Here is an 11,970-nt window from a genome sequence, read left to right as displayed (position 1 = left end):
GAATGCGATGCCAGTGAAACATCCCAATGTTGCGGTTTTGCTGGCCGCATTTAATGGCATGCAGTGGATTGAGGAGCAACTAACCTCTATCCTCCGCCAGTCCGAAGTCAAAGTGACAATATATATCAGTATCGACCCCTCCTCCGATGGCACTGAAGCTTGGTGTGCGGCTTACGCTAATAAGCATTCGCAAGTAATTGTTCTACCATCTGGGGAGATATTTGGCGGTGCTTCTCGCAATTTTTTTCGTTTGATTCGTGATGTTGATATCAGCGCTTATGATTTCATCTCATTCGCTGATCAAGATGATATCTGGCACTCAGACAAGCTACAGCGTGCGACTGAGACTATCAATAATCTCCAGCTTGATGCTTATTCCAGTAATGTCCGAGCATTTTGGCCTGACGGTCGAACACAGTTACTCGACAAAGCGCAGCCTCAGGTTACATGGGACTATCTATTCGAATCTGCGGGCCCTGGTTGCAGCTATGTGATGAGTAAAGCATTCGTATTAGCGTTGAAAGCGTCGATGCTCGAAAACTGGCAGGCGTTACAAGCGATAACTCTTCATGATTGGTATATCTATGCGTTCGCGCGAAGTCATGGTTTTCGCTGGTTTATTGATCCAATGCCGTCAGTTGAGTATCGGCAACATGGAAATAATCAAGTAGGTGCCAATACCGGATTAATTCCGCTGATTACTCGCTATCGAAGAATTTATAACGGATGGTGGTTCAGCCAAGTAAAGAAGGTCGCATTATTGGTGGGGCAGGATGATCAGTCTTTTGTGAAAAGCTGGTTCGGGTTGGGGCGCTTGAAATTACTTAAGCTGTCGTTCAGTGCTGGTAAATGCAGGCGCAGAAGGCGTGATAAAATTTTCTTCTTTTTTGTTTGCTGGGCAACTGCGCTGTTAGGGAGTCGAGCTGAATGACCGCTCTGAAAATACTGGTCACCGGGGCTGGTGGGTTTGTTGGCGAGGCTTTGGTGTTCAGGTTATTGGCAGAAAGGGAGTTTTCCCCGGTCGCAGCCTTACGGGGTGCATCCCGTCTCTGTGGTTTGTGTCCCGTAGTGCATTTTGATTTAACTAATCTAAAGACGCTACCACCGCTAGACGATGTTCAAGTGGTCATTCACACCGCTGCACGAGTCCATATCATGGATGAAAAGTCTGCCGATGCATTAGCCGAGTTTCGCAAAGTCAACGTCGAGGGTACGTTGAGGTTGGCTAAGCATGCCGTCAAGGCCGGAGTCAAACGCTTCATATTCATCAGTACAATCAAAGTCAATGGAGAAACTACAGGTTTGGGTAGGCCATTTACTGCTGACGACGACCCTAAGCCGCTTGATCCCTACAGTATTTCAAAGTACGAAGCAGAATTGGCATTGACACAGCTTGCAAAAAACTCCGGTATGGAACTCGTAATCTTGCGTCCGCCTCTAGTGTATGGACCGCGGGTAAAAGGTAATTTTCTTCGGTTATTGAACGCGCTGCGAGTCGGTGTTCCGTTACCCTTAGGGGCCATCCACAATCAACGAAGCTTGGTCTCGGTTGAAAACCTGGTTAGTCTCATCATCCACTGCATTGATCATCCAGCGGCAGCGAACCAAACTTTTCTAGTTTCCGACGGTGAAGATCTTTCGACGACACAATTGGCGCGTCGTCTTTCCAAAGCACTTGGTAATCGTGCGATTCTCCTACCGGTTCCTGAGTGGTGTTTAAACCTGCTTGCTTCAATTCTAGGTAAGAAGGCTGCAGTTCAGCGTATTTGTGAATCCCTTCAAGTCGATATCGGCAAGAACTCTGAGTTGTTGTCTTGGGCGCCGCCTGTCAGCACCGACAAAGCCCTGCGTCGAACCGCGAGTTTTTACCAGCAAGAGTTAACGAAATGATTGTTTGGCTGTTACTTTTTGTGGTGTTTACTGCGTCCTTGGGTGGGACGTTTCTTCTGCGCCGTTATGCCTTGGCGAAGAGCTTGATAGACATACCGAACGAGCGAAGCTCTCACGTAATACCCACACCACGTGGTGGTGGAGTGGCAATCGTTATCGCGTTTTTGGTAACAATCCCTTTATTGGCAACTCTGAATCTCTTAAGCACAGCGGCACTTTTTGGATTGTTTGGCTCCGGCCTGATTGTTGCGCTGATCGGTTTCGCCGATGACCATGGGCATATCGCTGCTAGATGGCGCCTGCTTGGGCATTTCCTCGCTGCCGCGTGGGCTATTTTTTGGTTGGGCGGTATTCACGAAGTCAATTTTTTTGGTGTTGCTGTTCAGTTGGGATGGCTCGGCACCATATGGACTGCGCTCTATCTTGTATGGATGCTCAACCTTTATAATTTCATGGATGGCATCGACGCTCTGGCTAGCGCGCAAGCTATCTGTGTTTGTGTCAGTATTTGCATCGTTTACTGGCTGGGTGGTGAAACTGATCTGATTTGGGCCCCCCTGGTTCTGGCTGCTGCGGTTTTGGGATTTTTATGCTGGAATTTTCCTCCCGCAAAGATTTTTATGGGGGATGCAGGGAGCGGATTTTTGGGGGTCGTACTTGCGAGTCTTTCTGTTCAATCTGCGGCACAGACGACAGAGTTTTTGTGGAGCTGGTTGATCCTGATGGGTGTCTTCATTGTCGACGCTACATTCACTCTGATGTGTCGACTGATGACTGGGCATAAAGTTTATGAAGCCCATCGAAGCCACGCTTACCAAAAAGCGGCAATGAAATTTGGAAGACATGGTGTGGTGACATTTTCCGTTATTGCCATCAATGTCTTTTGGCTATTACCGATTGCAGTATTATCTGTAGGAAGTGATTACGGCTCTATCTATCTCATATTGGCATACGCGCCTTTGATCTGGTTGGCATTTCGGTTAAAAGCGGGTAGCGACAGAGTATGATACCGAATTGATTCTAGTGTTTGATGTACTCTGGGTAACCTTTTTTGGTGCTATCCCTAGGCAAGAACTCAATGCTAATTCGTAAGCGCTCGTCCCGTCAGCCGCGACTCCCTTTGAAGGTATTGTAGAGTGTCGCGTGTTGGAGTTGGTTGTGGCGAGCAGGAAGGTATGAAGCATTAATTTTCGTAAATGCTTCGGGTTCTAAAGGGGCGCATTCTAATTCGCTATCTTAATAGCATTGATCTCGGCCTGAAGCGATAAAGGCTGGCGAGGCGTGGTATTGAAGGCGCTCGAATCCGTAGAGCCGCGGCGTGAGGGCGGAATGGTTACGTACAAGCGGCACGCATGATAAGCTTATTTTTTTGGATCGACGCCGCATCCGTCGTAGTTACTTGGTAGCAGCTAAAGCAGATGACGCTTGACCAGACGACGCAAGGCTGGGGTCCTATAGGCGGATCGACGCTAAGGCGGCTTGCAAGGCTCGTTTAGCAGGCGCGAAGAGCTTATGTTAGACCTTGGCTGCAGCGCGCGGCGCGAATCGTAAATTTTCTCAGAGGGTTGGGTCAAGGATGCGAGCTACCCCTTTACCACCCTGGATCGTGAGAGCCCTTCGTACCGAGGTGATTGCCAGAAGCTGGATGCGAATACGAAGGTACTCCATAAATTGCGATGAAATCAGTTTTTTGAAAGGTAAATTGAAATAAATGGAAACTCAAAGTTTATCCCCGTTAAAACTCCTAAGGTCTGCGTACAAGCATCGGCATTTATTGCTAAATTTGGCAAAAAGGGAAATTGTGGGGAGATACAAAGAGTCGCTGTTCGGGTTGTTCTGGTCGATACTCAGCCCTTTGTTTATGCTGATAATTTTTTCTTTTGTGTTTACTAATATCTTCAAGTCTCGTTGGGGGGTGGCGGTTGAGGCTACCACTGTATCCTATCCCGTCATTCTATTTGCTGGGCTGATCGTGTTTAATTTTTTCAGCGAGTGTTTTGGACGGTCTCCAGCGATAATAATTGGTAATCAAAATTTTGTTAAAAAAATAATCTTCCCATTGGAAATTCTTCCACTGGTGTCGATTCTATGCGCTCTTTTTCAAGCGGCAATAAGCTTCGCAATTTTGCTAATCTTTATATTGGTGGAAACGGGCAGTATCCCATGGACCGCTTTATTGCTTCCGATCGGGATTTTTCCGTTTTTTGTATTTATTCTCGGGATGATGTTCTGGTTGTCGGCAACAGGTGTTTTTGTTCGAGATATTAGCCAGACAATTGGTTTGATCACAACAGGCATGATGTTTATTTCTCCAATCTTTTTTCCTGCCAGTTCGTTTCCTGAGCATTGGAGGTTTCTTGCTAATTACAATCCGCTGACCTATCCGATAGAGCAAACTAGAGACTTATTGATTTTTGGCGTCGGCATTGATCCGGTTGCCTGGTTGACCTATTTGGTCGTATCTCTCGTTTTCTGCTGGCTAGGTTTTGCCTGGTTTCAAAAACTCAGAATAGGTTTTGCCGATGTGCTCTGATATTGCAATTAAAGTTTCTAATGTCAGTAAAACATTTGAAACGTATGACAGACCACAGAAGCGGCTGCAGCAGCTGCTGTATAGAGTTCTGTCTAAAGTCTCATTGATTCCGCGGTTGCGTCGATCTTTTGACTTCAGAGCAAACGCTTGCTCAAGTAAATTTGAGGCGCTTACAGACATAAGTTTTGAAGTTAAAAAGGGTCAGACCGTCGGGATTATCGGTCGTAATGGGTCAGGGAAAAGTACACTTCTGCAGATTATCTGCGGAACCCTGAACCCTACACGCGGGGTCGCAGAGATAAATGGCCGGGTTGCAGCATTGCTAGAGTTGGGGTCAGGTTTCAATCCTGATTTTACTGGTCGTGAAAATGTTTATTTAAATGGTCAACTATACGGCCTGACGATCGAACAGATCGATGAGCGTTTTGAGCGAATTATTGCATTCGCGGATATTGGTGACTTCGTTGAGCAGCCAACTAAAACATATTCGAGTGGTATGTTAGTAAGATTGGCTTTTGCAGTTATTGCCCATGTGGACGCCGATGTATTGGTCATCGATGAAGCGCTCGCCGTAGGCGATGCGTTTTTTACGCAGAAATGTATGCGTTTCCTTCGCGAGTTCATGAAGGGTGGAACGGTACTGTTCGTTAGTCATGATACTGCTTCAGTTAAAAATCTGTGCTCATACGCAGTTTGGCTAGAGAAAGGTAAGGTTATTCAAGAAGGTTTGCCAAAGGTTGTAAGTGACTTTTACTTGGAGGCTTTTTACGAAGCACAACAAGGGAAGGGTACTACAACAAAAATGAAACCTAAGCTTAGAATTGAACGCCAAGTCGCGGTAAAAGATCAGCGGCTTGAATTCATAAATAAAACTCAGCATCGTAACGATTTGCAAATTTTTGAGTTTAACCATGAGTCGACATCGTTTGGTCTGGGGTCGGCAGTAATAGTGGATGTGTCCTTTACGACAGCAGAGGGTGACCGGCTAATCTGGTTGGTGGGGGGCGAGCTTGTAACAATCTCAATCCTGGCCGTTACGCACCTGACTCTGAAATCTCCGATTGTTGGTTTCTATATCAAGGACCGATTGGGGCAGACGTTGTTTGGAGATAACTCGTTCCTTTCCTACATGGATGAACCTTTGGAGGTTATGGAGGAACAAGCGCTTCGCTGCGACTTTACCTTCCATATGCCAATTTTGCCGAAAGGTGATTATTCCATTTGCGTTGCATTAGCGGAAGGCACGCAAGAAGAGCATGTGCAGATGCACTGGATACATGATGCTTTATTCTTCAAATCTGAATCCACCAGTGCGAGTACCGGGTTGATCGGTATCCCGATGCAGGATATTTCGTTGAAGCTCGCCGCTGTTCCTGAATTTGATCATAGTTGAGAAAAGTATGTTTTTAAATGATATTGGCAAAATGTGTTTCGGGCGTCCAGTTTATCTTTCAGGCAAAAGTGCGTGGGCGGAACATATTCCGTTTGCCTTCACTCTGATTGAAAAGGTAAAACCGAAAATTTTCGTAGAGCTTGGGACTCATTACGGAGACTCTTACTGCGCATTTTGCCAAGCCATTCAGAAAACCGAGCTGGACTGTCAGGCTTATGCTGTCGACACTTGGCAGGGCGATGAGCATGCAGGGCACTACGGCCAGGACGTACTGAACCAACTGCGCGCACGTCATGATGTTCCCTACTCGTCGTTTTCAAGGTTACTCCGCGAGACATTTGATGACGCAGCGCAGCACTTCGCTCCGAAAAGTGTAGATTTGCTGCATATTGACGGGCTACACAGCTATGAAGCGGTAAAAAACGATTGGGATACATGGCTACCGTTGTTAAGCGACAAAGCCATCGTCATCTTTCACGATGTAAATGTGCGAGAGAATGGTTTTGGAGTATGGAAGCTCTTTGAGGAAATCGAAGTAAATTACCCTACCTTCCGATTCGATCATGCGCATGGTTTAGGTGTGGTGGCTGCAGGTAAAGATGTACCGGACGAACTAAAGTTTCTGTTTGAGCTTTCAGATACGGACAAAGTGTCTATTCGCGAGTTCTATAAAGAACTCGGCTTTGCAGTCGTCAACGAGCGTAAACTTGTAGATGCCCTGCACATTCAAAATCACAATGTGGAGCAGTCCGCCCAGGAAAAAGCACAACTTTCTGATCAACTCGCTGAACAGAAAAGCCTGACAGACGAGCAGGAGAGTGTTTCGGATGACCTGCGCAACAAAATTGCAGAATTGGATTGTGAGCTTCAAAGTCGTAACCAGGAGTTGCAAGCTCGTAATCACGAGCTTCATGCTATATTAAACAGCAAGTCGTGGCGTGCCGTTGCCATAGTTCATAAGAAAGTCAGGCAGGCCAGAAAACTACGTACGTTGGCACGTAAAGTTGTGGCTGCAAAAAATAAAGTTGGTGGATGGCGAAATTTCTGCACTCGTATACAGCGTATTCTTAAGTCTGGCGGGATTCGTGCCCTGAAAGAAGCGGCGCGGGCGCAACTTAAATCACCGGAGGCTGAGAGAGGAGCGACTCGGGACATTCTGAAGGATCGTCAGGATTCAAGGTTCAAGGAAATTGAAAGTCGATTCCTCATGCAATCAAATGAGTCTTTTGATTTCGGCATAAAAATTTCTTTGATTATGCCCGTCTATAAAGTTCCTGATGACCTACTGAAGGCTGCCATAGAGTCAGTTATCGGTCAGTCGTATATAAATTGGGAATTGTGTATTGCGGATGACTGCTCGCAATCACCAAGTCTTAACTCTCTGCTTGAAAGCTATGTCCAACGTGACAAGCGAATAAAGTATGTGCAGTTGGAAAAGAATTCGGGAATCGCGGCCGCTTCGAATCAAGCATTAAGTTTAGCTACAGGCGCCTATATCGCATTGCTGGATAATGATGATGTATTGACCAACGATGCGCTTTTTTGGATTGCATCTACGATCAAAGCCGATCCTGCTTTAGACATGTTGTATTCTGACGAATGCAAGATCGATGAAAAAGGAACTGTTCAGGAAATCTTCAACAAACCTGATTGGAGCCCAAGCCTTCTGTTGAACTGCATGTACACGGGTCATTTGTCAGCTTATCGAAAGGCACTCGTGGATGAAGTCGGTGGATTTCGCTCTGAATTTGATTTTTCCCAGGATTATGATCTTGCGCTGAGGATCACTGAGAGAACCGATAAAATTTACCACATAGAAGAGGTTCTCTATGGCTGGAGGGCTATCGCTTCTTCTGGTGCAGCCGGTGGCAAACCTTACGCGCGAGAGTCGAACATTCGGGCTTTGCAAGCGGCTGGAGATCGACGTGGATGGAAAGGTACTGCTTTAGCACTTCCCGCCGCGAATAGATTCAAGTTTGCCTTAGATGATGCTTCCGATTTGGTTTCGATTGTTATTCCTTCTGATAATGAGAAGAATATCAGTGATAGTCTGGAGTCTATCGGTAAGTCGACAACCTGGTCTAATTACGAGATTCTTGTCGTCACTAATTCTTCCGTATGCGATGCACTTGAACCTCGTTATCCAAGTGAGCATATTAAGTTCGTACGTTACGATCTGCCTTACAGTTTTTCCGATAAGTGCAACCAAGGTGCTAAAGCAGCAATCGGTAAATTTCTGGTTTTCTTCAATGATGATGTTCGGGTTCAGACTTCGGAATGGGTCGAAACCCTTGTGGAGGTTTTAGAGCTTCCTGGCGTCGGAATCGCCGGTCCTAAACTGGTTTATGAAAGTAATACCATTCAGCACGCGGGCATGGTGACGGGTGTGCGACGTCTTTTAGGAACAGCATTTCATTGCCTTCCTGAAGATACCAATGCGCACTACAATTTCGCTCAATCCGTACGTGAAGTTTCTCTCATTTGTGGCGCCTGCCTGGCAATTCGAAAAGATGTATTTGAGCAGATAGATGGCTTTGATGCCGTCAATGCTCCAATTAATCACTCTGATGTCGATCTTTGCTTCAAGGTCAGAGAGTTAGGGTACTCATGTGTTTATACCCCCCATTCGACGCTGACACATATAGGCCATATGTCGCTAGCGTCAGTTGACGCGATTGAAAAGGTTTCAGCTCCCAAGAAAAAAGACAAAGCTGATATTTACATTCTGCGCCGCTGGGCAAATTATTTGGGGCGCGACCCGTTTTATACCAAGGCGATGCGAGAGCAGTTGTTTCATGACTCGCCGGATTACTACGAGGTCTTCTCCAACGAGACACTGCAGTGTGTTGGGGGGAAGGATATACTCCTTTTCTCTCATGACCTTAGCGAGAGCGGTGCACCGCGCATTGTATACGAACTCGCCAAGCTGCTTACCAACGCGGGTCATTTCGTTGTCGTAATGTCGCCTACTGATGGTTCTATACGGAAAGATCTGCAAGATCTCGGTGTAACCGTTGTTGTAGATGAGTTGCTGCTTACGCAACACGCATCTGTATTTGATTTTGCTCGGAACTTTGATGCGCTGATTTGCAATACCGTAATGACCTATCCTGTGGTCAATCAGTTGTCTGATGTTGTGGATGTATACTGGTACATTCATGAAATCAGTCTTTTGGCTCAGTTGGCAGCTTCCGATCCAGATTTTGTCAGGGCACTGAAAAAGCCGAAAAAAATATGGGCTGGTAGTAAATTGGCAGCCATCCCGGTTATGAAACATAATCAGTCTGTGCAAGTTCTTGAGTATGGCTTTCCAAGCTTGTTGCCACCTCTATCGGATATCAAGGAAAAATCGTCTCGGGAAAAGCTGGTTGTTCGTACTTTTGGATCCTACGAACCTCGTAAAGGACAAGATTTACTTGCCTTGGCGATTGCAGCGCTTCCAGCGGAAATTGCAAATAAATGCAAGTTTGAGTTTTATGGAAGAGTGCTTGATGAAAGCTTCTTTCAAGGCTTGACTAATACATCTAAGAAGATTCCTAATCTGGAGTTGTTTGGCGATATTGGTTACAAACAGTATGTTGAACTTATGTTTTCTACTGATCTGTTGATTGTCCCTTCACGAGACGATACGTTGCCGCTTGTATCGCTGCATGCATTGAGCGCAGGTAAACCTGTAATGTGTACGCTTGCAACGGGGACGTCTGCGTATCTCAAGCATAAACAATCCGGATTTATCATCCCTGGAAGTTCTGCTGCCGAGATGACGAAGGCATTAGTCGAAGCCATAACTTTATCCGCTGACTGGCCAGTTATGGGCGATTCGGCTAAACAGCTTTTCGACAAATGTTTTTCCGAGCAGGAATTCTCGAAGAAACTCATGTATCAATTGGGTTTTTAACAAGAGGGACGCTGTGTGAAATGCGCAATTTTGGGCGGAACTGGTTTCATTGGAAGCCATCTGATCAATCATTTGATCGAACAAGGACATGAGGTCAGTTCGTTAACTCGTCACACGCCTGCGCAAAACGCAATTTTGTCTAAGGCAGCAGTGTCCAAAGTTCGTTGGCACGTTGGTGACTACGAGAATAGGGAGGATGTCAAAAGTCTCCTTGTTAACCAGGATATTTGTTTTCATTTGATATCTTCATCGTTGCCAGGGAATTCGAACAAGGATCCCTCTTGGGACATCAGCACCAATGTTTGCAATTCGCTTCAGGTCATGGAATTGGCAACAGAATTAGGAGTTGGAAAACTCTATTTTATATCGTCTGGCGGAACCATTTATGGTGATGCCAGAGTGCTGCCGATTCCAGAAGATCATCCATTGGAGCCGACGTGCTCTTATGCTGTCAGCAAACTGGCGATTGAAAAATATCTGGCGCTCTTTCAACGGCTGCATGGTCTGAATTATCAGATTATCCGTCTTGCCAATCCCTATGGCCCCGGACAAGATGTCAATAAGGCCCAGGGCGCAGTCTCGGTATTCATAGAACGCGCAAGAAACATGCTGCCAATAGAGATTTGGGGGGATGGTTCTAATGTGCGTGACTATATTTATATCGACGACGCTATTCGTGGTATCGGAGCTCTAATGAACTATACGGGTGAGGAACGTATATTTAATATTGGATCTGGACAGGGAAGGTCATTGCTCGAAGTGATTTCGGAAGTGTCGAAATGGATTGATCCGATGCCGGAAGTCAGATTTTTACCGTCTAGGCAGTTTGATATAAAATCTAATGTTCTTGATATATCGAAGGCCAAAGCGTGCTTTGGTTTTGAACCGTTAGTCTCTTTTGATGAGGGTATTAGGAATACACTAGAGTGGCAGAACAATCAGCAGTTGGTTAAGGTTGTGGCTGGTTGAAAATTGGTCATGTGAAAGGGTGGTAGTTTTTACCACCTTTTCATTTTCTATCTAACTGATATTTAAAGTTGGTTTTTGGAATTTAAAGCTTTGATTCTTTGTGGTCTCGCTGCTTACTTGGTTTGGCGTGGACAAATAAATTTGTATTGTTCAATGAAATTAAGTTACTGGAACAAAGCATGTCCAACCCCCGTTTATTTGCAGCAAATAGTACCGTTATCTGTCTGATTGTGACTTATCAGCCGAGTATTCTCGAGCTAAAGAATACTCTCGATGTTCTAGGCGGCCAAGTTGATAAAATACTTATAATTGACAATTTCAGTGGAGGCTCCAGTCGCAAAGAGCTTCAGCTCCTGTTGTGCGCCGGTGATCACGAAAATTGTGAATTGATTTTGCTGGATAAAAATCACGGACTCGCTTATGCACAGAATGTAGGGATTGATTATGCACTAAAGCATAATTATGACTTTACACTGTTGTTAGATCAAGATAGCAGTCCTCATTCTGAATTTGTTAATCATCTGCTTCATGTTTTTTTCGATACAGAGTTGATGAACGTAGCGATTGTCGGACCTGTGATCCAAGATCGCCGACTAAGTTTCAATTCGCCAGCGTGTGAAGTAGATAAAGTACAAGCAATAAAAAAAGACTTCATTATTGCATCAGGATCATTAATTAAAGCTACGGCGCTTTTAGAGATCGGAGGTATGGCGGAAGCTTTGTTTATTGATCACATAGATCATGAATGGTGTTTTAGAGCGAGATCATTCGGTTATGAGATCTATGAGTCACCGCAAGCGACGCTGTCTCATGCACTTGGCGATAAAGTGATCTCAATATGGTTGTTTGGTCGGAAGAATGTTTCTATTCACTCTCCGTTGAGAAATTACTACAAGGTAAGGAATGCTATATACCTGTGTTCTCTGAAATATATTCCAATCAGATGGCGGCTGTTTTTTCTTTTGCAGTCAATAAAAGTTTCTGTATTTAGTGTTTTAGTGGCGGGTGAGCGGAGAAAGCGACTGCACTATCTGTATATGTCGCTACGCGATGGGATTAGGTCAAGGCTTGGTAACCTGGACGATCAGAGTGACTAAGTAGTCCAATAGCATGATGTATATATTTTTCTGATGACTTTTTATGTATAGATCTCATTCACTGCCAGTATGAATTACGGAAAGCCAAACACCTGCCGGTAGCATCTGATCAGACATCCAATTGCTCAAAAGTGCTCTTAAAATAATTTGTAACATGCTATCTTGTGTGGCATAAAATTGTTCAAAAAGG

The 11,970-nt window shown here is 45.2% G+C and carries 8 protein-coding genes; all 8 read left to right on the top strand.

The features are described 5' to 3' along the window. The first annotated feature begins 7 nt into the window (after nt 1-7). The 8 genes from M5G26_RS26585 (at nt 8) to M5G26_RS26550 (ending at nt 11,780) form a co-directional block, all read left to right on the top strand. On the top strand, nt 8-931 hold the full coding sequence (locus tag M5G26_RS26585; RefSeq protein ID WP_273916925.1) for a glycosyltransferase: 924 nt from the start codon (nt 8-10) through the stop codon (nt 929-931). Further along, nucleotides 928-1,890: a UDP-glucose 4-epimerase family protein gene (locus M5G26_RS26580; RefSeq protein ID WP_273916924.1), complete on the top strand. Its 963-nt coding sequence runs from the start codon at nt 928-930 to the stop codon at nt 1,888-1,890. Before M5G26_RS26585 ends, M5G26_RS26580 begins: the two co-directional genes overlap by 4 nt. Next, entirely contained in the window at nt 1,887-2,897 is a 1,011-nt protein-coding gene (locus M5G26_RS26575; protein WP_273916923.1) for an MraY family glycosyltransferase, read from the top strand. Before M5G26_RS26580 ends, M5G26_RS26575 begins: the two co-directional genes overlap by 4 nt. Before the next feature lie 704 nt (nt 2,898-3,601). Continuing rightward, nucleotides 3,602-4,423, top strand: coding sequence for an ABC transporter permease (locus M5G26_RS26570; protein WP_273916922.1), 822 nt, complete (start codon nt 3,602-3,604; stop codon nt 4,421-4,423). Then, complete coding sequence (locus M5G26_RS26565) at nt 4,413-5,816, top strand: ABC transporter ATP-binding protein (protein WP_273916921.1); 1,404 nt, start codon at nt 4,413-4,415, stop codon at nt 5,814-5,816. The genes M5G26_RS26570 and M5G26_RS26565 overlap by 11 nt, the downstream gene beginning before the upstream one ends. Before the next feature lie 7 nt (nt 5,817-5,823). Further along, nucleotides 5,824-9,714, top strand: coding sequence for a glycosyltransferase (locus tag M5G26_RS26560; protein ID WP_273916920.1), 3,891 nt, complete (start codon nt 5,824-5,826; stop codon nt 9,712-9,714). Between the two features lie 15 nt (nt 9,715-9,729). Next, complete coding sequence (locus M5G26_RS26555; RefSeq protein WP_273916919.1) at nt 9,730-10,683, top strand: NAD-dependent epimerase/dehydratase family protein; 954 nt, start codon at nt 9,730-9,732, stop codon at nt 10,681-10,683. A 179-nt stretch (nt 10,684-10,862) separates the two neighbouring features. After that, entirely contained in the window at nt 10,863-11,780 is a 918-nt protein-coding gene (locus tag M5G26_RS26550) for a glycosyltransferase family 2 protein (RefSeq protein WP_273916918.1), read from the top strand. Nucleotides 11,781-11,970: the final 190 nt, after the last annotated feature.

It is taken from the genome of Pseudomonas sp. TNT2022 ID642 (genome assembly GCF_028656995.1).
Lineage (GTDB): Bacteria > Pseudomonadota > Gammaproteobacteria > Pseudomonadales > Pseudomonadaceae > Aquipseudomonas.
This window is presented reverse-complemented; position numbering and strand designations above follow the sequence as displayed.

Bases quoted from the DNA above. Each gene is read 5' to 3' on its own strand.
- M5G26_RS26585 (WP_273916925.1), top strand. From the start codon at position 8: ATGCCAGTGAAACATCCCAATGTTGCGGTTTTGCTGGCCGCATTTAAT.
- M5G26_RS26580 (WP_273916924.1), top strand. From the start codon at position 928: ATGACCGCTCTGAAAATACTGGTCACCGGGGCTGGTGGGTTTGTTGGC.
- M5G26_RS26575 (WP_273916923.1), top strand. From the start codon at position 1,887: ATGATTGTTTGGCTGTTACTTTTTGTGGTGTTTACTGCGTCCTTGGGT.
- M5G26_RS26570 (WP_273916922.1), top strand. From the start codon at position 3,602: ATGGAAACTCAAAGTTTATCCCCGTTAAAACTCCTAAGGTCTGCGTAC.
- M5G26_RS26565 (WP_273916921.1), top strand. From the start codon at position 4,413: ATGTGCTCTGATATTGCAATTAAAGTTTCTAATGTCAGTAAAACATTT.
- M5G26_RS26560 (WP_273916920.1), top strand. From the start codon at position 5,824: ATGTTTTTAAATGATATTGGCAAAATGTGTTTCGGGCGTCCAGTTTAT.
- M5G26_RS26550 (WP_273916918.1), top strand. From the start codon at position 10,863: ATGTCCAACCCCCGTTTATTTGCAGCAAATAGTACCGTTATCTGTCTG.